This window comes from Modestobacter italicus (assembly GCF_019799965.1).
GTDB classification, from domain to species: Bacteria; Actinomycetota; Actinomycetes; order Mycobacteriales; family Geodermatophilaceae; genus Modestobacter; species Modestobacter italicus_A.
Window position 1 is genome coordinate 31,141 of record NZ_JABGCJ010000002.1, and the last position, 20,874, is coordinate 52,014.

Sequence of the window (20,874 nt, forward strand, 5' to 3'; positions counted from 1 at the left end):
ACTAGCGCTTCCCCGTAGACGCCAGAAGGGGCGTCCTGCCTGTCAGGCTGTGCGACTCATGCTCGATTCGTAGTGGTCGCTACTTGGAGCACCCGGCCTGCTGCGTCTCTGGTCGGACTGCGTGCTAACGCTCACCCGGTTGCGCCTACCCCCACGAGTGGCCGACTACGGCGATTTCCGTAGTCGGAGCCTGCGTCTGCATGACGACGGGGCCCCTGCCTGGACGAAACGCTGCTCGGGACAACCACCACGACAACTGGGGTGTACCGACATGGCAGGTCTGCTCGATCGTCTCGGCCGCTTCTCCTTCCGACGGCGGTGGTCGGTCGCTGTGCTCTGGTTGCTCGTCCTCGCCGGGGCGGTGACGGCCGCCGTCACCTCCGAGGGCCCGGTGAACACCCGGGCGACCATCCCGGGCATCGAGTCGCAGGACGCCTTCGACCTCCTCGCCGAGCGCTTCCCCGACACCCCCTCGGACAGCGCGTCGGCGACCCTCGTCTTCGTCGCTCCCGACGGCGGGCCGCTCGAGGCCCCGGAGAACCGGGCGGCCGTCGAGGCGGCGCTGGCCACCGCCGCCGAGAGCCCGCAGGTGTCCCGGGTCGTGCCGCCCTCCGCGGGCGCGAGCATCAGCGCCGACGGCACGACCGGCTTCGCGTCGGTGACCTACGACGTCCCGTCGGCGGAGGTGACCGACGAGTCGCGCGCCCTGCTGGAAGAGGCCGTGGAGCAGGCGCGGGACGACGGGCTGACCGCGGAGATGCGCGGCTCGGCGCTCAACAGCCCCACCGCCATGAGCGCCACCGAGCTCATCGGGGTCGCGATCGCGGCCCTCGTCCTGCTGCTGACCTTCGGGTCGCTGGTGGCCGCGGGGCTGCCGCTGCTCACCGCGATCATCGGGGTGGCCATCTCGTTCCTCGGCGTGTGGGCCCTCGCCGGCCCGCTGGGCATGGCGATCACCAGCGGGATGCTCGCGCTGATGCTGGGGCTCGCGGTTGGCATCGACTACGCGATGTTCGTCGTCTCCCGATACCAGGAGGAACGCGGCACCCACGACGACGCCGAGACGGCGGCCGGCCGCGCCGTCGGCACCGCCGGTTCCGCGGTCGTCTTCGCCGGGACGACGGTGGTCATCGCGCTCGCCGGGCTGCTCGTGGTCGGGATCCCGTCGCTGACGAAGATGGGGCTGGCCGCCGCCGGCGCCGTCGTCGTCGCGGTCCTGGTCGCGCTGACCCTGGTCCCGGCACTGCTGGGCATGTTCCCGAACCGGGTCCGGTCGCGGTCGCAGCGGCGGGGGGCCCGCACGAACCCGCGCGTCCCGGTGGCCCGCACGTGGATGCGGCTGGTGCGGCGCCGTCCGTTGCTGGTCACGGTGGCCGGGGTCGCGGTGCTCGCCGCGGTCGCCGTCCCCGCGCTGTCGTTGCAGCTGGGCACCCCCGGCGACGCGTCACTGCCGACCACGGCCACCGAGCGCCGGGCCTACGACCTGCGGGCCGAGGCGTTCGGTCCCGGTTCCAACGGCCCGCTGACCGTGGTGGTCGACGCCCGCGGCGCCGGCGACCCCGAGACCGCCGCGGCGGCCGTCGCGCGCAGCGTTGCGGCGACCGACGGCGTGGCCTCGGTGTCGCCCCCGACCTTCAACGAGCAGGGAGACACGGCGATCCTCACCGCCGTCCCCACCACCGGGCCGACCGACGAGCGCACCGAGGCGCTGGTGGAGTCGCTGCGCGACGCCCGCCCGGCCGTGGAACGCGACCAGGGCGTGAGCTACGAGATCACCGGGACGACGGCGCTCGACATCGACATGGCGCAGAAGACCCAGTCGGCCCTCGTGCCCTACGTCGCGCTCGTCGTCGATCTCGCGGTGCTGCTCCTGCTGGTGGTCTTCCGCTCGATCTGGGTGCCCATCAAGGCGGCGGGCGGCTTCCTGCTCTCGCTGTTCGCCTCGATCGGGGTGATCGTCGCGGTCTTCCAGTGGGGCTGGGCGGGTGATCTGATCGGCGTCGAGCAGGTCGGCCCGGTCATGAGCCTGATGCCGATCCTGCTGGTGGGGATCGTGTTCGGGCTGGCGATGGACTACGAGGTGTTCCTGGTGTCGCGGATGCGGGAGGCGCACGTGCACGGTGTGCCGGCCCGCCAGGCGGTCGGCACGGGCTTCGCGCAGAGCTCGAAGGTCGTGGTCGCCGCCGCGGTGATCATGATCGCGGTCTTTGGCGGGTTCGCCGCGGCCTCCGAACCGCTGATCAAGATGGTCGGTCTCGGGCTCGCCGCGGCGGTCTTCTTCGACGCCTTCGTCGTCCGCCTGACCCTGGTGCCCGCCGTCCTGCAGCTGCTCGGGGAGCGGGCGTGGTGGCTGCCGCGCTGGCTCGACCGGCTGCTGCCGAACGTCGACGTGGAGGGCGCGTCGCTGGCCCCCGCACCGGCCCAGGCGCAACCAGACCTGGCGCTGAGCAACCGCTGATGAGCACCGGCCGGCTCGGGGTGCGGAACGCGGCGGCCGCGCTCGTGGCGTTCCTCTTCGCTGCCCTCGGTACCAGCATCGACACCGAAGGCATCGCCGGTCCGGCCGTGCTCGTCCCCGGCGTGCTGCTCAGCCTGGTCGCCAGCGGCGCGCTGTTCGCCGCGGCCCGGTGGCCGCGCGCCGCGACGGCCGTGGCGATCTGCTGCGAGACCGCCGCGTGCGCGCTCGGCTACCTGCCGACGCCGTTGCTGCTGGCCCCGCTGATCGGCTGCCTGTACTGGCTCGCCGTCGTCGGGTCGGTGCGGGCGATCGCCTGGTGGACCGGGTCCGCGGTGGCCGCGGTGATCCTGGGCAGCTTCACCGACACCCCCACCGGGGGCTCGCTGGTGCTGCGCACCGTCGGCGTCGCGCTGTGGCTGCTGCCGGCGGTGTTCGCCGGCCGCACGGCCCAGGCCCACCGCTCCTACCTCGACGTGGTCCGGGCCCGCGCCGAGGACGCCGAGCGCAGCCGGGACGACGAGGTCCGGCACCGGGTGGGCGAGGAACGCCTGCGCATCGCCCGGGAGCTGCACGACGTCGTCGCCCACCACCTCACGGTGGCCCACGCCCAAGCCGGCACCGCCGAGCACCTCCTGGACAAGCGTCCCGAGCAGGCACGGGAGCTGCTGGCCGGGCTCAGCACCTCCACGTCGGCGGCGCTCCAGGAGCTCAAGGCCACCGTGGCGGTGCTCCGCACCTCCGACGACGACCCCCCGGTGGACACCGTGCCGGCACCGGGGCTCGACCAGCTGGACGAGCTGGTCGAGCCCTGCCGGGCGGCCGGCATCGAGGTCACGGTGCTCCGTGAGGGGGCGCTCGAGTGCCTGCCCCGGCTGGTCGATGTCACCGCGTACCGGGTCGTCCAGGAGGCGCTGACCAACGTCACCAAGCACGCGGTCGAGCCGTCCGTGACGATCACCGTGCGCCGCACCGAGGACACCTTCAGCGTCCAGGTGCTGAACACCGGCGTTCGGCCCGGTCCGGTCGGCTCGGGCTACGGGCTGATCGGGATGCGCGAGCGCGCGCTCGCCCTCGGCGGCACGGTGGTGGCCGGCCCGGCGGGGGAGGACCGGTACGCCGTCACCCTCGCCGTCCCGCTGACGCACTGGGAGGAACCCCGATGATCCGGGTGCTGCTGGCCGACGACCAGGCGCTGCTGCGCTCGACGTTCCGCATGCTGATCGACTCCGAGGACGACCTGACGGTCGTCGCCGAGGCCGCGAACGGCGAGGAGGCGGTCGACCTCGCCCGGCGGCACCAGCCGGACCTGGTCCTGATGGACATCCGGATGCCGGTCCTGGACGGGCTCGCCGCCACCCGGCAGATCTGCTCCGCTCCCGACCTGGCGGGCGCGCGGGTGCTGATCCTGACCACCTTCGAGTCCGACGAGCACGTGGCGCACGCGCTCCGGGCCGGGGCGAGCGGCTTCCTGGGCAAGGACGTCACGCCCGCCGAGCTGCTCGCCGGGATCCGGACGGTCGTGGACGGGGAGGCCCTCCTCTCGCCGGTCGCCACCCGGGTGCTGGTGAACCGCTTCCTCGCCAGTCCGGACGGCATCGGCGACCTGCCGCGCGGACTGCTCCCGAGGTTGACCGACCGGGAGCGCGAGATCACCGGGCTGGCCGCGCTCGGTCTGTCCAACCAGGAGATCGCCGAGCGTCTGGTGGTGAGCCCGCTGACCGTGCGCACGCACGTGCACAGGGCGATGACGAAGCTGGGCGCCCGCGACCGGGCCCAGCTGGTCGTCATCTCCTACCAGGAGGGGCTGGTCCGAGCGACCTGACCGGCAGGACGTGGTCACGCCGGGCTGAGCGTGCCATGGCCGGTCACCTGGTTCCGGGTGGTCGCCCGGCGGCGGAGGAGGACGCACGTCGCGATGACGACCACGGGGACGCCGAGCAGCGCCGTGGCGTCCTGCAGCAGCGGCACGACCGAGGTCGCGAGCGAGCCGGCGAGCACGAGCGACGTGGACCAGACCAGCGCCGCGGGCACGGTGCCCCGGAGCATGGTGGCGAGCGGCACCCCGGCCTGCGCGGCGGCCCGGGGTGCCAGCGTGCGGGCCCCGCCGACGAACTGGGCGGTCGCCGCCGCCCGCACCGGCCGGCGTCCGACGGCCTCGACCCAGGGGGTGAGCAGCCGGTCCCCGACGGCGGCGAGCCGGGCCGGGAGCCGCGCCCCGATGGTGCCCGGCCCACCTCCAGTGCGGTGCCCCAGCGCAGCACCGAGCACCGTCGCGGCGGCCGCGGACAGCGCGGCGACCGGCGGCGGGAGCGTGCCCGCACCCGCCAGCACGCCGAGCCCCAGGACCAGGGATGTCGAGGGCAGCGCCAGGCCGATCAGCAACCCGGCCTCCGCGATCAGCACCACGGCGACCAGCAGCGCCGCCAGGACAGCCGGCACGTCGGCAGCCCAGGTGGTCACCCGGTCGGCCGGGGCAGCGTCGCGGTGTAGACGACGGCCGGGGGGACGTTGCGCCACACGGTCGGCGACACGTCGACCCGGCCGAAGAACCGCCGCAGCTCGCGGTGCTGGCGCCGTCCGGGGGGCGCCCACCGGCTCCAGCTGTAGGTGAACTGCGTGTACGCACCCGTCGGGGCGAGGTGACCGGCGATGGTGCCGATCAGCTCGGTGCCCGCCCGGCCGGCGAACGCCTGCCACGGGAGGCCGCTGACGACCAGGTCGACCGCGGGCAGTCCGCGCTGGCCCAACGCCCGGGCCAGGCTGGAGGCCGGCCCGCGGAGCAGGTCGATCCCGGGGAACCGGCCGGCGAGGTGGTCGGCCATCGCCCCGTTCAGCTCGAGCCCGAGGTACCGCATCCCGGGCACGGCCTCCCGCAGGGCCGCGGTGAACGACCCGGTGCCCGGGCCCAGCTCCACGACGACCGGCAGGCGCGACGTCCTCGCCGGACCCAGGAGCGGCGCGATCATGCGCCGCGCCAACGCCGATGAACTCGGCACGACGGACGCGGTCCGCAGCGGCGCGCGGACGAACTCCCGCACGAAGACGCGGGTCTCCCCGGCAGCCGTGGGCATCGGCGGTCGGCCGGTCACGGGGCCGCTGCCTCGCTCGTCCCGCACGCCGGCGTCAGACCCGGTCACGGGCGATGCCGCGTACCGGCCGCCCGGCCCCGGCGTCCGCACCACCGTCGGGGAACGACACCCGCGCCAGCTGCTCGGACACCCCCCAGATGCGCTGCGCGTCCTCGGTGCTGCGCAGCCGCCGGTAGAGCGCCTGCTCGGCCGGCGCCCCGCTCATGTGCTGGAACCGGCTGGGGCCGTAGAACCGGCCACCGGCGTCAGGGGAGGTCGCGGCCAGCAGCGCGGGCAGCGCCGCGGTCTCCGGCGTCCCCGCGAGGCCCCACCGCGACAGCCGCCGGATCAACCGGATCTCGCGCGACTCCTCGGGCCGGCCGATCTCCGGGCGCGGGGCGAGCAGGTTCGTCGGCGCGATCCCGGGGTGCGAGACGTTGCTCGTGATGCCCCAGCCGGCGGCCTGGCTGCGGCGGTCCAGCTCCAGCGCGAACAGGCCGACGGCGATCTTCGACGAGCTGTAGGCCCGCATCGGGTCGTAGGAACGGTCCCACTGCAGGTCCTCCCAGTGCACCGCGTTGCGGTTGGCGGCGACGCTCAGCTGCGTCGTCACCCGCGCCCGGCCGGCCCGCAGCAGCGGCAGCAGCCCGGCGACGAGCGCGACGTGGCCGAGGTGGTTCGTGCCGAACTGCAGCTCGAACCCGTCGGCCGTCGTCCGCCGCTCCGGCGGGGTCATGACGCCGGCGTTGTTCACCAGGACGTCGACCGGCCGGCCCTCGGCGACCAGGGCAGCGGCGAAGGCGGCGACCGAGTCGAGCGAGGACAGGTCGAGCTGGTGCAGGGTGATGCGCGCCTGGGAGAACCGTGCCCGGATCTCCGCGGCCGCTGCCTGCCCCTTGCCCAGGTTGCGGACCGGGAGGACCAGGTCGGCCCCCGCGGCGGCCAGGCGGCGGGCGAGGACGAGGCCGATGCCGTCGCTGCCTCCGGTGAGCACTGCGCGCTTCCCCGACAGGTCGGGGAGGGGGATGTCGATCGTGCGGGCCATCGCTGGACTCCTGGGTTCGAAGGGGGCGCTGATCGCGTCGTGGCACCACCGTCGCCGGTCGCGGCGCCGGGAGGCAGGGCCTGCCGATCCCCCCGTCCGGGGCGCCCAAGGGGGGATCGTCAGGCCGTGGCTCCGCCTCAGGAGCGTCGGTAGACACAGCACCGCCGAGCCCAACGGGGCCGGCGGAACGCACACCGAGAGGACCGCACATGGCGATCGATCGAGCCGGCTTAGCCGAGTTCCTGCGGGGCCGCCGGGAGTCGCTGCAACCCGAGGACGTCGGCGTGCTCCGGGGGCCGCGCCGCCGGACCACCGGCCTGCGCCGGGAGGAGGTCGCGGCGCTGTGCCACATGTCCGTCGACTACTACACGCGCCTAGAGCGGGAGCGTGGCCCGCAGCCGTCGGCGCAGATGATCGCCTCGATCGCGCAGGGACTGCACCTGTCGATCGACGAGCGCGACCACCTGTACCGGCTGGCCGGGCACCAGCCGCCGCCGCGCGGTCCGGCCAGCGAGCACATCAGCCCCGGTCTGCTGCGGATCTTCGACCGCCTCGGCGACACCCCCGCCGAGATCGTCACCGAGGTCGGCGAGACCCTGCGGCAGACGCCGCCCGGGGTCGCCCTCGTCGGCGACGCGATGCGGTACACCGGGCCGGCGCGCAGCCGGGGCTACCGCTGGTTCACCGACCCGGCGGCCCGCGCGCTGTACGTGCCGGAGGACCACGCGCACATGTCGCGCACCTACGCCGCCGGGCTCCGCACCCTGGTCACGTTGCGCGGGCCCGGGTCCAAGGCGGCGCAGCTGGCCGACCTCCTGCTGGAGCGCAGCGAGGAGTTCCGTTCGCTCTGGGAGGTGCACGAGGTCGGCATCCACCTCGACGAGGTCAAGCGCTACCAGCACCCGGAGGTCGGCCGGATCGAGCTCAACTGCCAGACGCTCGTCGACCCGCACCAGGCCCACCGCCTGATGGTCTACACCGCGGCGCCCGGCACGGAGAGCCACGAGAAGCTGCAGATGCTCACCGTCATCGGCGCCCAGTCCCTCTCGCTCGCGCCCGCCGGCGCCGACCTCGGGGACGAGTCATGACCCGCTTCCTGCACCGCCTCGGCCGGGTGACCGCCGCCCACCCGTGGCGCACCCTCACCGTCTGGCTGCTCGCCGCCGCCATGGCCACCGTCGCCGGCGGCGCGTTCGGGGGCACGCCTCAGGACGACTTCGACGTCGAGGGCGCCCCCGCGCTCACCGGCATCGAGCAGCTGCGCGAGCACTTCCCCGGCTCGGGCGCGGCCGGCAGCTCCGCCCAGGTCGTCGTGCACGACCCGGACGGCGGCCAGGTGAGCGACACCGACGTCGCCGAGCTGACCGCCCGGCTGACCGACGTCGACCACGTCACGTCGGTCGCGCCGCCGCGCTTCTCCGAGGACGGCGACACCGCGCTGCTGGCCGTCGTGTTCGACGTGCCGGTCACCGATCCCGACCTCGCGGGCGGCCGCGGCGTGGAGGCGCTGGAGACCGCGGTGGACGGCGTGGGGGAGGGGCTCCAGGTGGAGCTCGGCGGCCAGCTGCCGAACACCTCGCCTGAGGAGGTGCAGGGCACCGGGGAGGTCGTCGGCGTCGCCGTGGCCCTCGTGCTGATGGTCCTGGTGCTGGGCACGGTCGTGGCCGCCGGGCTGCCGCTGCTGGTGGCCCTCGCCGGCCTCGGCGTCTCCGCGGCCGGGGTCACCCTGCTGGCCGCGGTGACCGATGTGAGCACCACCGCCCCGACGGTCGCGGTGATGGTGGGCCTCGGCGTCGGCATCGACTACGCACTGCTGCTGGTCTCCCGGCACCTCGAGCACCTGCGCGCCGGCGTACCGGTCATCGAGGCCGCGGGGCGGGCGACCGTCACCGCGGGCCGCTCGGTGGTGTTCGCGGCGGCGATCGTGCTGGTGTCGCTGATGGGGCTCCCGCTGGCCGGCGTGCCCATCTACTCCTCCTACGGCTTCGCCACCGGCATCTCGGTGGTGGCGGTCGCTGCGGCCGCCCTGACGCTGGTCCCGGCGTTCTGCGGGCTGCTCGGCCGCCGGCTGCTGCCCCGGCGGGAGCGGCGGGGCCTGCCGCCCCGGCGGACGCGACCGGCGCGGGCCCCGCTGTCGGCACGGTGGGCGGCCGCGGTCGCCCGCCGTCCGGTCCCGTGGGCGCTGGCCGCGCTCGTCCTAGTCGGGACGCTCGCCGCGCCAGCCTTCGACATGCGGACCTTCCCGCGGGACGTCTCGAACAACGCCGCGGACAGCACGACCCGGCAGGCCTACGACCTCATCGCCGCCGAGTTCGGGGCCGGTGCGAACGGCCCGTTCACCGTGGTGGTCGACCGCGCCGCCGTCGGTGACGAGGGCGTCGCCGCGGCCGCCGACCGGCTGCGGGCGGTGGACGACGTGGTCGCGGTGAGCGGCCCGGTGGTCTCACCCGACGGGCAGGTGGCGGTGCTCGAGGCGCAGCCGGCGTTCGGCCCGGCCGACGAGCGCACCCCCGCCCTCCTGGAGCAGCTCCGCACCGATCTGGACGGCGCGGAGGTGACCGGCAGCACCGCGATGTTCTCGGACATCTCCGTGCTGCTGTCGGACCGGCTGTGGCTGGTCGTCGGCTTCGTCGTCGCGCTGTCGATGGTGCTGCTGGCCGCCATGTTCCGCTCGGTGGTGGTGCCGGTGAAGGCGGCAGCGCTCAACCTGCTGTCGATCGGGGCCGCCTACGGCGTGGTCACCGCGGTGTTCCAGTGGGGCTGGGCCACCGACCTGGTGGGCCTGGACCACGCGATGCCGGTGTCGAGCTGGCTGCCGATCCTGATGTTCGCCATCCTGTTCGGCCTCTCGATGGACTACGAGGTGTTCCTGCTCTCCCGGATCCGCGAGCACTGGCTCCGCAGCGGCGACGCCCGGGCCAGCGTCGTGCAGGGCGTGGCCGGGACCGGACGCGTCATCTCCACGGCCGCGGCCGTCATGGTGGTCGTGTTCCTCGGCTTTGCCACCGAGGCCGACCTCGTCGTCCGGCAGCTGGGCCTCGGGATGGCCGTCGCGGTGCTGCTCGACGCCACCGTCGTCCGGATGGTGCTCGTGCCCGCCACGATGACCCTGCTGGGCCGGCGCAGCTGGTGGCTGCCCGGCTGGCTCGACCGCCTCCTGCCCAGGATCGAGGCCGAGGCGCCCGACGAGGACCGCGTGGACGGGCCGCCGGCCACGGTGCCCGGCCCCCGGCACGAGGAGCGCACGGAGGTGCCCGCCTGAGTCGACCAGCGCAGGTCCCGCCGGTCGCACCGGCGGGGGAGGGCCCGGCAGCCGACGCTGTCGGGTCTTCCGACGTCCGGCTGCTGCGGCCGGACGCCGGACGGATGCCGGGAAGCCCCCTCACGCGGCCGGCGTCAGCCCTCGACGGGGCACTGGAGGTTGATCGGGTTACCGTCCGGGTCGCTCACGTGGGCCACCCGCATGCCCCACGGCATGTCCGTCGGCCCACCGGTGACCGAGCCACCGTGCGAGCGGACGGCGTCCAGGAGCGCGTCGACGTCCGCGACGTCGATGCCCAGCAGCACCCGGTTGCCGGCGGGCGGCTCGGCCTCCCGGATGAGCCCCAGCGCCGAGTCGCCGATGCGCAGGCTGAGGAAGAAGGGCGGGTCGCCGTCGTCCTCCGGCGGGGTCCGCTCGACCACCTGGGCGCCCAGGGCATCGACGTAGAAGTCCCGCAGGCGTTCCGGGTCGGCGGTGAGCACCATGGGCAGGATCGTGGGCACGGGGTCTCCTCCTGGTCGGTCGTCTCGCAGCACCGACTCCGGGACGGCGCGGAAGTCATCGTCCCGGGCGTCCTGGGGAGTTGAGCCGGGCCGCCTGGCGCGTGAGGTGGTCGCGCTCGGCCGCGTTGCCCGCCCTCGCGGCCGCCTCGGCGTAGAGCCGCGCCGCCGTCGTCCGGTCGCCGTCCTTCTCGTGCAGGTACGCCTGGACGGCCACGAAGCGGGGGACCGAGGCGTCCACCGAGGCGAGCGCCGCCAGGCCGGCGCGCGGACCGTCGGCCTCCCCGACGGCGACCGCGCGGTTGAGCCGCACCACCGGGCTGCCGGTCAGCCGGACCAGCTCGTCGTACCACTCCACGATCTGCACCCAGTCGGTCTCCGCGGCGGTGGGTGCGTCGGCGTGCAGCGCCGCGATCGCCGCCTGGGCCTGGTACTCGCCCAGCCGGTCCCGGGCCAGGGCGGCCTGCAGCACCTGGACTCCCTCGCTGATCAGCGCGGTGTCCCACCGGCGGCGGTCCTGCTCGGCGAGCGGCACCAGGCTGCCGTCGTCCGCGGTGCGAGCTGCCCGCCGGGCGTGGTGCAGCAGCATCAGCGCGAGCAGCCCCGCCACCTCCGGGTGGTCGACAGCGGCGGCGAGCTGCCGGGTCAGCCGGATCGCCTCCGCGGCCAGGTCGACGTCCCCGGAGTAGCCCTCGTTGAACACCAGGTACAGCACCCGCAGCACGGTCGCGACGTCGCCGGGGGAGTCGAACCGGATGCCGGAGACGGTGCGCTTGGCCCGGCTGATCCGCTGCGCCATCGTCGCCTCGGGCACCAGGTAGGCCGCGGCGATCTGCCGGGTGGTCAGCCCGCCGACGGCGCGCAGGGTGAGCGCCACCGCCGACGCGGGCGTCAGCGACGGGTGGGCGCAGAGGAAGTACAGCTGCAGCGTGTCGTCCGTCGAGGGCACGGGTCCGGACGGTGGCTCGTCGGCGACGGCCTCCTCCCGGCGACGGCGGGTGGTCTCCGCCCGGGTCGCGTCGAGGAACTTGCGCCAGGCGACGGTGACCAGCCAGCCCTTCGGGTCCCGCGGCGGGGCGGCCGGCCAGCTGCGGACCGCCTCGACCAGCGCCTCCTGGACGGCGTCCTCGGCCGCCGCGAAGTCGGCTCCGCGGCGGACGAGGACGCCGAGCACGCCCGGCACCAGGCTCCGCACCAGGACGTCGTCCACCGGTGGGGTCACTCGGTGATGGTGGGCGGCGCACCCAGGAACGGCCGCAGCTCCAGCCACTCGCGGATCGGCTCCCCACCCGGTCCGGGAGCGGCCGACAGCTCGCCGGCCAGCTCGACGGCGCGCTCGTAGCTGTCGACGTCGATCACCATCCATCCGGCGATGAGGTCCTTGGTCTCGGCGAACGGCCCGTCGGTGACCGGCGGGCGGCCCTCGCCGTCGTACCGCACCCACACTCCCTCGGGAGCCAGGGCCTGCCCGCCGACGAACTCGCCGGTCTCGGTCAGCTTGGCCGCGAAGTCGTTCATGTACTGCATGTGGGCCGAGACCTCGTCCGGCGTCCACTGGTCCATCGGCGCGCAGTCGAGCGACTTCGAGGTGCTGCGGTAGTGCTTGAGCATCAGGTACTTGGCCATCGTGTTCCTCCTCGGCAGTGCGGCTCATCGTGGCCGCGGACACACCAGGGACGGAACCGGCTCCCGGTTCTCGACATCGCCGTGCCGAGAACCGGGAGCCGTGGCCGTCAGTCCGGTCGGCCGTGGGCCTCCAGCAGTCGCAGCCAGACCTCGCTGATCGTCGGGTACGCGGGGACGGCGTGCCAGAGTCGGTCGACCGGCACCTCGCCGACGATCGCGATGGTCGCGGAGTGCAGCAGCTCGGCGACGTCCTGACCGACGAACGTGGCACCGACGACGACGCCGCGGTCCTCGTCGACGACGAGCTTGGCGCGACCGGCATAGCCGTCCGCCTGCAGCGCGGCGCCGGCGACGGAGCCGACGTCGTACTCGACCGCCCGGACGGCGAGCCCAGCGTCACGGGCGCGCGCCTCGGTGAGCCCGACGCTGGCGACCTCCGGGTCGGTGAACACCACGTGCGGCACCGCCGTGTGGTCGGCGGTGGCCGCGTGCCGGCCCCACGGCCCGTCGTCGACGGGCCTGCCCTGCAGTCGCGCCGCGATCGCCTCGCCGGCGGCGCGCGCCTGGTACTTGCCCTGGTGGGTGAGCAGCGCCCGGCCGTTCACGTCGCCCACGGCGTAGAGCCAGTCGGTGCCCGCGACGCGCATCGTCTCGTCCACCTGCAGGCGCGCGGCCGGGTCGAGCCCGATCGTCTCCAGGCCCAGGCCGTCGGTGTGCGGCCGGCGCCCGGTGGCCACCAGCAGCTCCTCGGCATCCAGGACGGCGCCGTCCGGCAGGACGACGTGGACGACCCCGTCGGCGTCCCGGTCGACGCGGGTGGGTGTGACGCCCAGCCGCACGTCGGCGCCCTCGGCGGCCAGCGCAGCGGCGACGTGCTCGCCGACGAAGGACTCCTCCTGCTCCAGCAGCGAGCCGCGGGACAGCACGGTGACCTGCGAGCCCAGCGACGTGAACGCGAACGCCAGCTCGAGGCCGGCGACCCCGCCGCCGATCACGACGAGCCGCGGCGGGACGGCGTCGGCGGCGGTCGCCTCGCGCGTGCCCCAGGGGCGTGCGTCGGCGAGCCCGGGGACGGCGGGCAGCACCGGGACCGAGCCCGTCGCGAGGGCGACCGCCCGGGCCGTGAACACCTGGCCGTCCACCTCGACGGCGCCCGGGCCGGCGATGCGGCCGCGGCCGCGGATCAGGTCGATGCCCGCGGACTCCAGCCAGCGGACCTGCCCGCTGTCGTCCCAGCCGCCGGTGAACGACGTCCGCCGGGCCAGCACGGCGCGGGCGTCGATCGGGCCGACGACCGCCTCCCGGGCCCCGGGCACCCGTCGCGCCGCACGGACGGCGTGCCCGCTGCGCAGCAGTGCCTTGGACGGCATGCACGCCCAGTACGAGCACTCACCACCGACGAGCTCGGACTCGACGACCGCGACCCGCAGGCCGCGCTTGGTCGCGTAGTCGGCGACGTTCTCCCCGACGGGGCCGCCGCCGACGACGATCAGGTCGTGGTCGGCGCTCACGCCGTCCGCCGCAGCAGCGCGTTGAGGCGGACGGCGGAGACGAGGAAGAAGACGCCACCGAGGACGGCGTAGCCGCCCGCGCCGGCCATGCTGGTCGGGTCCTGGGCCGACTGCGCGATGAAGCCGGCGCCGGCCAGCACCGAGATGGCACCGCTCACGATCTGCGGCACCTGGCCGCCGGCGCTCCGGTGCAGCACCGCGGTGACCAGCTGGGTGATGCCGGAGGCCGCGGCCCACGCACCCCAGATTGCCAGCGCGGTGCTGATCGAGTCCGTCCCGGCCCAGCCGAGGGCGACGGCGACGACCAGGCTGACCAGCACGTTGCCCCACTCCGCCACGCGCGGGCCGGGCGCGTCGCCCTCGGCCCGCAGCTGCCAGAGGACAGCCGCCGCGTCGGCGAGGGGGTAGACGGCAAGGAGGGCGGCCAGCGACGGCCCGGGGTCGGGGGAGGTGCCGAGCAGGACCGCTGCCCAGACGACGGCGAAGACGGCGCGGAGGAGGTACAGGCGGCGCAGCGTCGCGATGAACGGCGACAGGGCCGGCGGGGCCAGGGTGGTCATCAGGGTTCTCTCTCGTGGGATCGAGCTGGTGAGCGGATGGGTAGAGTTACTAGTTCGTCTACCAAGGCGACCATAGACTCATCCGCGGCCCGGCGACAAGCACCGGGCGAGAACAGGAGCGCGAGACGTGACCAGCGAGGCTGCCGAACCGGCGACACGCGCCCCGTCGGGGTCGGCGACTAGGGCGCGCATCCTCGCCGCGGCGAACGAGCTGTTCTACGCGCAGGGCATCCGGGCGACGAGCGCCGACCGAGTCATCGAGCAGGTCGGCATCACGAAGGTGACCTTCTACCGGCACTTCCGCACGAAGGCCGAGCTCGTCGTCGCCTACCTCGAGCAGCAGGCCGCCGGTGAGCGCGCCTGGATCGAGGGGGAGCGCCGCCCGGACGACCCGCTGAGCTCACTGCGCGCGCTCGCCGCCGGCATCGGTGCCGCGAGCTGCGCCGCCGGGTTCCGCGGCTGCCCGTTCATCAACGCGGCGGCGGAGTTCTCCGACCCCGAGGACCCGGTCCGGAGCGTGGTCGCCGCGCACCGCCGGTGGACGCTCGCGGCGTTCGCCGCCATCGCCGAGGACGCGGGCGTGGACGACGTCGACGCCACCGCGCGGCAGCTGATGATCGCGAGGGACGGGGCGATGGTGAACGGCTACCTCGACGACCCGTCGTCCGTGGCCGACGCCCTCGGCGCCACCTTCACCTCGATCCTCACGGCGGCTGCGCCGGCGCTCAGCGACGCCTGACGTTCCCGGCTGTGCTCGCCGGGGACGGTGCTCGACGGGTGTCAGGGTGCGGCCGCGAACCACACGGTGCGGGTGGCCGGGTCAGCCGTCACGACGCCCTCGCTCTTGTCGTCCCGCTGGCCTGCTGGCAGGAAGCGACGGGCGTGCGGAGATCCGGGTGCTCCTGGCCGTCGGGCATCGGGGGCCGTGCTCTCCGGCGGCCTGTCGACACGCCTCGAACATCTGTGGACCAAGCCCTGACCTGGGGATTCGCGTTGTGTGGCCTCCTCTTCGGCGGTACACTTCGAACACACGTTCGAACCGTGTCGGGAGGTGTCGTGAGCGAGTCGATGTCGGCTCTCGACGCCTTGGCGGCCGAGGAGCTGCACGGTCTGACGGACGGCGGCGTGCTCGACCGGATCGCCGAGTTGGTGGCCGTGCAGAACCGGGTCGCCGCGGAGCTGACCCGCACCGTGCGCCGCGCCGACACCACCCAGGCCGCTGAGCGTGACGGGTTGAAGAGCATGCGCTCGTGGCTGATCGGGCACACCCGGCTGGCCCCGGCCGACGCCTCGCGGATCCTGCGGTCGGGGCGGGCCCTGGAGCACTTCCCGGCACTGTCGGCCAGGTTCGCCGAGGGGCTGGTGACCGCGGCGCAGGTGAACGTGGTGGCCGAGAAGGTGGGGGAGTCCGAGGTCGCCCGGGCAGCCGAGCAGGGCATCGACCTGGCCGCCTTCGATCAGGTGTGGGCGCAGGTGGCGGCCGAGTCGCCGCACCAGTCGCTGGTGGCTGCGGTGCAGGCGTTCGAGGACGCGCTGGACCCCGACGGCCCGGAGCCCGACCCGACAGAGGGCCGTCGGCTGACGATCGCCACGCACGCCGACGGGAGCGTGACCGGCCGGTTCGACCTGGATGCGGTGGGTGGGGAGAAGGTGCAGGCGGCGATCGAGTCGATCGTGCAGGCCGACCGCCCCAGGGGTGATGAGCGGACCCGAGCTCAGCAGAACGCCGATGCCCTGGTGCAGCTGTGTGACAACCAGTTGGCCTCGGGCGACCTGCCGATCCTGCGCACGGTGAAGCCGCACGTGGTGGTGGGCATCGACCTCGACGACCTGGTCGACCCCGCCACTGGGGCCAGGGCGGCGAGCACCGGGTTCGGGGCGACGATCTCCGCCGCCCGCGCCCGGTGGATCGCCTGCGACGCGAGCATCTCCCGCATCGTGATGGGCCCCGACGGCACCCCGCTGGACCTGGGCCGGCACCACCGCGTGGTCACCCCCGGCCTCCGCCGAGCGGTCGACCAGCGCGACAAGAGCTGCGTGTTCGCCGGTTGCGGCGCCCCGTCCTGGTGGTGCGACGTCCACCACCTCGTCCACTGGCTGCACGGCGGCGAGACCAACCTCGAGAACTCGGCGCTGTTGTGCGAACGGCACCACACGAAGGTCCATCACGGGTTCCGGGTCGAGCGAGATCCCGGCGGCCGATGGCGCACCTGGCGACCCGACGGCACCGAGATCCTCATCGGCCCCCTGATGGCCTGACGCGGGTCCGATCTCCGGGCGTCCGGCAGCGCCCAACGCGCCCGGACAGCGGCGCGCTGCGTCGGGCCACGACACCGATCAGCGTCGGAACCGCCGCTCCGGGGCTCGGTCGCGCCTCGGAACCCGGTTCGCAACGCTCACCGGCAGCGGTTGCGGGCGCTGCCTGACCAGGAGAGCCTGTCCCCGGCGCGACTCGTGATCATGCTGCGGGGAGCGGGGGGACCAGGCACCACGGCTCTGTCGTCGACGCTCGGGAAGCCACCCATGACCGGCTACGTGCTCCGCCACTCCGCCATCTCGCTCACCCTGCTCGGAGCGCTGCTCGCTGCCGGCGGGGGCGTTCTCCTGCTCCTCGGTGCGCCCCTCTGGGTGCCGATCGTGCTGGCCGTCGTGGTCGTCGCCGCGCAGTACGCGATCGCCCCGTACCTCATCCAGTGGCTCATCCCCGCCACCCGGATCGCCTGGACCGGCGACCGCTACGACACCGACCACGAGGTCGGTGCGCTCGTCGCCCGGCGCTGCGCCGAGGCCGGCGTCCGCCCGGTGCGACTCGGCATCGTCGACGACGGCACGCCCAACGCCTTCACCTTCGGGCACACCCGCGGCAACGCCCGGATCTACGTGACCCGCGGACTGCTGGAGCGCCTCGACGAGCGTGAGCTGGACGCCGTCGTCGCCCACGAGGTCGGCCACGTGCGGCAGAACGACGTCGTCGTGATGGCGATCGCCGGCACCGTGCCCGTCGTCCTCTACTACGTGTACCTATCCCTGCGGAGCAGCAACAACGCCAACACGGCGATCCCCGCGGTGATCGGGTTCCTCGGCTACCTGCTGTCCCAGCTGGTGGTCCTCTCGCTGAGCCGGGCACGGGAGCTGGGGGCCGACCACTACAGCTGCTCTGTCACCGGGCACGGCGACGCGCTCTGCTCCGCCCTGGTCAAGATCGGCTACGGCATGGGCCAGGTGGACGCCGAACGGGCGGCCGCCGCGCACGAGGCCAAGCAGAGCAAGCAGAAGGAACGGCAGAAGGAGCTGGCCAAGGAGGACCGGCGGCACCAGCGGGTGCGGGCCGTCGGGGTGCTCGGCATCGCCGACCAGGCGCAGGGTGCCACCGTGCTCGCCGCCCGGGAGCGCGGGCTCGAGCCGATGGAGGTGATCGGCGCCCTGCGCTGGGACACCTGCAACCCCTGGGCCCGCTTCACCCAGCTCTTCAGCACCCACCCGCTGATCGTGCGGCGGATCGCGTCCCTGGAGGACAGCGGACTGCCCGGTGCCCCGCAGCGCTGGAGCGCGCGGGCGGTGGCCGAGTCGTGCGAGGGCCCTGAGCTCGCCCGGGCGCGGCGCCGCTTCTGGCTGGAGCTCCCGGTGCGGTACCTGCCGTTCATCGCCCTGCTCGTCGGCGCCGTCGCCTGGGGTCTGGACGACTGGCTGCTGCTCGCCCAGGCCGCCACCGTCGGCGGCGCGGCGCTGTTCGTCCGCACCGCCTTCGCGCGGCCGCTCGGGCCGAGCCGACCCCAGGCCCGGGTCACCGAGCTGCTCACCAGGCTCGACGCCAGCCCGGTCACCGGCCTGCCCGTCGAGCTGCGCGGGCGGGTGATCGGCCGCGGCACCCCGGGCTACGCGCTCAGCCCCGACCTCGTCGTCCAGGACGAGTCGGGGTTCGTGCCGGTGCTGTACCTGCAGCCGTGGCCCTTCGCGCGCAGCCTCTTCGGCCTGCTCCGGGTGCCCGACCTGCTGGACACCGACGTCGTGGTCCGCGGCTGGTACCGGCGCAGCCCCGCCCCCGTGCTGGAACTGCGCGAGCTCGTGCCCGACCGCGGTGCGCGCGTCCGCGGCTTCCAGTGGGTCGCTGCCTACGCGGTCTCGGTCCTCATCGCCGCTGCCGGCGGGGCCGCCTGGTTGCTCCTCTCACTGGGCGCCTGAGGGCGGCGGACGAGCGCCGGTGCGGCACTGACGGCTGTGCCCGGCCGGGAGACGACCGGCGACTGCGAGTCGTCGCCGGGGTGCCCGACCTCGTCGCCGGCACCGGCGATCGTGGCGAGCAGGGCCAGCGACTCGGCCGACCGGGAACCCGGCTCGGCCTGGTACACCACCAGCACCTGGTCGTCGGCGTCCGCGACGGAGAACTTGTCGTAGCGCAGCTCCAGGTCACCGACCTGCGGGTGCTGCATCCGGTACACGCCGCCGCCGGGGTGCCGGCGCACGTCGTGGCGCGCCCAGAGCCGCCGGAACAGGTCGCTGCGCACCGACAGCTCGCCGACCAGCTCCGCCAGCCGCGGATCGTCGACGTCCGGGCCGGCGGCGCTCCGCAGCACGGCGACCAGGTCGACGGCGGCCGCCTCCAGCTCGGCCGTGGACCCGAACGAGCCTGGCTCGAGGAGCACGGTGCGCAGCAGGTTGGTGCCCGGGGTGAACAGCGGGGACAACGCCACCGCCAGCCGGTTGGCGGCCAGCACGTCGAGGTGGCGGCCCTGCACGAAGGCCGGCGTGTGCTCCCACGACGCGATCAGCTGGGTGACGCTCGGCCGCACCCGCTCGGCACGCCGCTGCGCGCGCCGGCGTCGGGGTGCCGGGTCCGCCAGGTCGTGCAGGTGGGCGGTCGACGCGCCGTCCAGTCCCAGCGCCCGCGCCACCGCGTCGAGCACCTGCGCCGACGGATGGCGGTCACGCCCCTGCTCCAGGCGCGTGTAGTACTCGGTGCTGACCCCGGCGAGCATCGCCAGCTCGTCGCGGCGCAGGCCCGGCACGCGGCGGTGGTTGGTCACGGGGACCCCGACGTCCTCGGGACGCACCTGCTCGCGCCTGGCCCGCAGGTACTCGCCGATCAGGTTCTCCGCCATGCTCGAACCGTAGGTCGCCGCGGCGCCCCGCTGCCTGTCCCTGCCGGCACCCCCCTCACCGGGGGCCTGGTTGCCGGCGCGCCGCCTCCCGACGCTGGGCGCATGACACGCACCTGGCTCATCACCGGGGTGAGCAGCGGCTTCGGCCGCCAGCTCGCCGAGCAGCTCCTCGCCCGCGGCGACCGCGTCGTCGGCACCGTCCGGCGACCCGACGCGGTCGCGGACCTCCTCGACACCCACCCCGACACCTTCGCCGTCCAGCGCCTCGACCTCACCGACACCGACCGCATCCGCCCGGTCGTGGACGACGCGCAGGCCCACTTCGGCCGGCTCGACGTCGTCGTCAGCAACGCGGGGTACGGGCTGTTCGGCGCGGCCGAGGAGCTCAGCGACGAGCAGGTCCGCCACCAGCTCGACACCAACCTGCTCGGCTCCGTCCAGCTCATCCGCGCCGCGCTCCCGCACCTGCGCGCCGCCGGCGGCGGGCGGGTGCTCCAGCTGTCGTCGATGGCCGGCCAGGCCGCGTGGCCCGGCTCCTCGCTGTACAACGCCTCGAAGTGGGGGATCGAGGGCTTCTGTGAGGCGCTGGCCCCCGAGGTGGCACCGTTCGGCATCGGCGTCACCATCGTCGAGCCCGGTACCGCGCGCACCGACTTCGGCTCCAGCGGGCTGCGGTTCGCCGAGCCGCTCGACGCCTACGACGGCTCGCCGGCGGCGGCGGTCCGCGCCTTCCGGGACGGCGGCCCGCCCGGCGTCATCGGGGACCCGGCCCGGATGGCCGCCGCGATGATCGACAGCGTGGACCGGGACCCCGCGCCGCTGCGCCTCGTGCTCGGCAGCGACTCGTGGGCCGGGATGACCGCGGCCCTCGAAGCCCGGCTGGCCGACGTGCGCGCGCAGCGGGGCACCGCCGCCGTCACCGACTCCTGACGGGAACGGTCGGCGCGGGGTGCCCAGCGGACGACGCCCCGCGCCGCCTGGGCCCGGCCGGGAACAGCCCGGGCCCAGGCGGAGCGTCACCAGCCGACGGCGCCGTGCCGGTCGGTGAAGGTGCCGGTCGGGCCGTCTGCGCCGATCGTGGCCATCGCGACGATCGCGTCGGTGCCCTCGGTGACGGTCTGCGGGCCGGCGTGGCCGTTGAAGTCGGTGGCCGTGTAGCCCGGGTCCACGGTGTTGACCCGCAGCTGCGGGAGGAACTGGGCGTAGATCGAGGTGAGCATGTTGACCGCCGCCTTGCTCGCCGAGTAGCCGAGCGAGGGCACCGAGTGCTCGATGCGGGACTCGTCGGAGCGCGCGGCGAACGAGCCCAGCCCGCTGGACACGTTCACGATCACCGGCGCCGCCGACGCGCGCAGCAGCGGGAGGAAGGCGTGCGTCGTCCGGACGATCCCACCGGTGTTCGTGTCCAGCACGGCCATCAGGTCAGCGGCGGTGTAGTCCTCCACCGGGCCGATCGGCCCGGCGATGCCCGCGTTGTTGACCAGCACGTCCAGCCCGCCGAAGCGCTCGCGCACCTCCTTCGCCGCCGAGGCCACCGACTCGTCGGAGGTCACGTCGATGCGCACCCACTCCACGCCCAGCTCCTCGGCCGCGCGCTGCCCGCGGTCGGCGTCGCGGGCGCCGATGACCACCCGGTGCCCGTGCTCCTTCAGCCGCCGGGCCGTCTCGAAGCCCAGGCTCTTGTTGCCGCCAGTGATCAATGTCGTCGTCATGGCACCGACCGTGCGCCCGTCCGGGGGGCGTCG

At 74.5% G+C, this 20,874-nt stretch carries 19 protein-coding genes; 9 read left to right on the forward strand and 10 right to left on the reverse strand.

From position 1 onward, the window contains the following. The first annotated feature begins 271 nt into the window (after positions 1-271). Genes HLA93_RS04155 through HLA93_RS04165 form a run of 3 tightly spaced genes read left to right on the forward strand, consistent with a single transcriptional unit; the run spans position 272 to position 4,280 of the window. Positions 272-2,458: an MMPL family transporter gene (locus HLA93_RS04155; protein WP_222193045.1), complete on the forward strand. Its 2,187-nt coding sequence runs from the start codon at positions 272-274 to the stop codon at positions 2,456-2,458. Further along, entirely contained in the window at positions 2,458-3,621 is a 1,164-nt protein-coding gene (locus HLA93_RS04160; RefSeq protein WP_222193046.1) for a sensor histidine kinase, read from the forward strand. The genes HLA93_RS04155 and HLA93_RS04160 overlap by 1 nt, the downstream gene beginning before the upstream one ends. Next, on the forward strand, positions 3,618-4,280 hold the full coding sequence (locus tag HLA93_RS04165) for a response regulator transcription factor (RefSeq protein WP_222193047.1): 663 nt from the start codon (positions 3,618-3,620) through the stop codon (positions 4,278-4,280). Before HLA93_RS04160 ends, HLA93_RS04165 begins: the two co-directional genes overlap by 4 nt. Before the next feature lie 14 nt (positions 4,281-4,294). On the opposite strand, the gene HLA93_RS04170 is transcribed toward HLA93_RS04165, so the two are convergent. The 3 genes from HLA93_RS04170 to HLA93_RS04180 are packed head-to-tail and all read right to left on the reverse strand — an operon-like array spanning position 4,295 to position 6,571. Then, positions 4,295-4,918, reverse strand: coding sequence for a DedA family protein (locus HLA93_RS04170; protein ID WP_222193048.1), 624 nt, complete (start codon positions 4,916-4,918; stop codon positions 4,295-4,297). Then, complete coding sequence (locus HLA93_RS04175) at positions 4,915-5,547, reverse strand: class I SAM-dependent methyltransferase (protein WP_222193049.1); 633 nt, start codon at positions 5,545-5,547, stop codon at positions 4,915-4,917. The genes HLA93_RS04170 and HLA93_RS04175 overlap by 4 nt, the downstream gene beginning before the upstream one ends. 34 nt (positions 5,548-5,581) lie before the next feature. Beyond that, the gene (locus HLA93_RS04180) at positions 5,582-6,571 is read right to left on the reverse strand and encodes an SDR family oxidoreductase (RefSeq protein ID WP_222193050.1); all 990 of its coding nucleotides are present in this window, start codon (positions 6,569-6,571) and stop codon (positions 5,582-5,584) included. Between the two features lie 209 nt (positions 6,572-6,780). On the opposite strand from HLA93_RS04180, the gene HLA93_RS04185 reads away from it, so the two are divergent. After that, entirely contained in the window at positions 6,781-7,659 is an 879-nt protein-coding gene (locus HLA93_RS04185; protein ID WP_222193051.1) for a helix-turn-helix transcriptional regulator, read from the forward strand. Beyond that, a complete protein-coding gene (locus HLA93_RS04190; RefSeq protein ID WP_222193052.1) occupies positions 7,656-9,833 on the forward strand; it encodes an MMPL family transporter in 2,178 nt (725 codons plus the stop codon). Before HLA93_RS04185 ends, HLA93_RS04190 begins: the two co-directional genes overlap by 4 nt. A gap of 134 nt (positions 9,834-9,967) precedes the next feature. Here the strand turns inward: HLA93_RS04190 and HLA93_RS04195 are convergent, their stop codons facing one another. From HLA93_RS04195 to HLA93_RS04215, 5 genes are all read right to left on the reverse strand, one after another. Further along, positions 9,968-10,336: a VOC family protein gene (locus tag HLA93_RS04195; RefSeq protein ID WP_308127935.1), complete on the reverse strand. Its 369-nt coding sequence runs from the start codon at positions 10,334-10,336 to the stop codon at positions 9,968-9,970. Positions 10,337-10,391: 55 nt separating this feature from the next. After that, on the reverse strand, positions 10,392-11,555 hold the full coding sequence (locus HLA93_RS04200) for an RNA polymerase sigma factor (RefSeq protein WP_222193053.1): 1,164 nt from the start codon (positions 11,553-11,555) through the stop codon (positions 10,392-10,394). Next, positions 11,552-11,959, reverse strand: coding sequence for a YciI family protein (locus HLA93_RS04205; protein WP_222193054.1), 408 nt, complete (start codon positions 11,957-11,959; stop codon positions 11,552-11,554). The genes HLA93_RS04200 and HLA93_RS04205 overlap by 4 nt, the downstream gene beginning before the upstream one ends. Before the next feature lie 107 nt (positions 11,960-12,066). Next, positions 12,067-13,470, reverse strand: coding sequence for a dihydrolipoyl dehydrogenase family protein (locus HLA93_RS04210; protein ID WP_222193055.1), 1,404 nt, complete (start codon positions 13,468-13,470; stop codon positions 12,067-12,069). Further along, on the reverse strand, positions 13,467-14,030 hold the full coding sequence (locus HLA93_RS04215; RefSeq protein WP_222193056.1) for a hypothetical protein: 564 nt from the start codon (positions 14,028-14,030) through the stop codon (positions 13,467-13,469). The genes HLA93_RS04210 and HLA93_RS04215 overlap by 4 nt, the downstream gene beginning before the upstream one ends. A gap of 127 nt (positions 14,031-14,157) precedes the next feature. Between HLA93_RS04215 and HLA93_RS04220 the strand changes: the two genes are divergently transcribed. The 3 genes from HLA93_RS04220 (at position 14,158) to HLA93_RS04230 (ending at position 18,212) form a co-directional block, all read left to right on the forward strand. Further along, on the forward strand, positions 14,158-14,769 hold the full coding sequence (locus HLA93_RS04220; RefSeq protein WP_222193057.1) for a TetR/AcrR family transcriptional regulator: 612 nt from the start codon (positions 14,158-14,160) through the stop codon (positions 14,767-14,769). A gap of 317 nt (positions 14,770-15,086) precedes the next feature. Beyond that, entirely contained in the window at positions 15,087-16,289 is a 1,203-nt protein-coding gene (locus HLA93_RS04225; protein WP_222193058.1) for an HNH endonuclease signature motif containing protein, read from the forward strand. Between the two features lie 264 nt (positions 16,290-16,553). After that, positions 16,554-18,212 carry a M48 family metalloprotease gene (locus tag HLA93_RS04230; protein ID WP_222193059.1) on the forward strand — a complete coding sequence of 553 codons (1,659 nt, stop codon included), beginning with the start codon at positions 16,554-16,556 and terminating at the stop codon, positions 18,210-18,212. Here HLA93_RS04230 and HLA93_RS04235 read toward each other — a convergent pair. Continuing rightward, complete coding sequence (locus tag HLA93_RS04235) at positions 18,143-19,129, reverse strand: helix-turn-helix domain-containing protein (RefSeq protein WP_222193060.1); 987 nt, start codon at positions 19,127-19,129, stop codon at positions 18,143-18,145. The genes HLA93_RS04230 and HLA93_RS04235 overlap by 70 nt on opposite strands. Before the next feature lie 102 nt (positions 19,130-19,231). On the opposite strand from HLA93_RS04235, the gene HLA93_RS04240 reads away from it, so the two are divergent. Next, entirely contained in the window at positions 19,232-20,059 is an 828-nt protein-coding gene (locus HLA93_RS04240; protein ID WP_222193061.1) for an SDR family oxidoreductase, read from the forward strand. An 86-nt stretch (positions 20,060-20,145) separates the two neighbouring features. Here HLA93_RS04240 and HLA93_RS04245 read toward each other — a convergent pair whose 3' ends face one another. Then, positions 20,146-20,841 (reverse strand): SDR family NAD(P)-dependent oxidoreductase, encoded by a 696-nt coding sequence (locus HLA93_RS04245; RefSeq protein ID WP_246625817.1) that lies wholly within the window; start codon positions 20,839-20,841, stop codon positions 20,146-20,148. Between the last annotated feature and the right edge of the window lie 33 nt (positions 20,842-20,874).

Bases quoted from the DNA above. Each gene is read 5' to 3' on its own strand.
- HLA93_RS04185 (WP_222193051.1), top strand. From the start codon at position 6,781: ATGGCGATCGATCGAGCCGGCTTAGCCGAGTTCCTGCGGGGCCGCCGG.
- HLA93_RS04165 (WP_222193047.1), top strand. From the start codon at position 3,618: ATGATCCGGGTGCTGCTGGCCGACGACCAGGCGCTGCTGCGCTCGACG.
- HLA93_RS04190 (WP_222193052.1), top strand. From the start codon at position 7,656: ATGACCCGCTTCCTGCACCGCCTCGGCCGGGTGACCGCCGCCCACCCG.
- HLA93_RS04180 (WP_222193050.1), bottom strand. From the start codon at position 6,571: ATGGCCCGCACGATCGACATCCCCCTCCCCGACCTGTCGGGGAAGCGC.
- HLA93_RS04235 (WP_222193060.1), bottom strand. From the start codon at position 19,129: ATGGCGGAGAACCTGATCGGCGAGTACCTGCGGGCCAGGCGCGAGCAG.
- HLA93_RS04240 (WP_222193061.1), top strand. From the start codon at position 19,232: ATGACACGCACCTGGCTCATCACCGGGGTGAGCAGCGGCTTCGGCCGC.
- HLA93_RS04205 (WP_222193054.1), bottom strand. From the start codon at position 11,959: ATGGCCAAGTACCTGATGCTCAAGCACTACCGCAGCACCTCGAAGTCG.
- HLA93_RS04155 (WP_222193045.1), top strand. From the start codon at position 272: ATGGCAGGTCTGCTCGATCGTCTCGGCCGCTTCTCCTTCCGACGGCGG.
- HLA93_RS04160 (WP_222193046.1), top strand. From the start codon at position 2,458: ATGAGCACCGGCCGGCTCGGGGTGCGGAACGCGGCGGCCGCGCTCGTG.
- HLA93_RS04230 (WP_222193059.1), top strand. From the start codon at position 16,554: ATGACCGGCTACGTGCTCCGCCACTCCGCCATCTCGCTCACCCTGCTC.
- HLA93_RS04215 (WP_222193056.1), bottom strand. From the start codon at position 14,030: ATGACCACCCTGGCCCCGCCGGCCCTGTCGCCGTTCATCGCGACGCTG.
- HLA93_RS04245 (WP_246625817.1), bottom strand. From the start codon at position 20,841: ATGACGACGACATTGATCACTGGCGGCAACAAGAGCCTGGGCTTCGAG.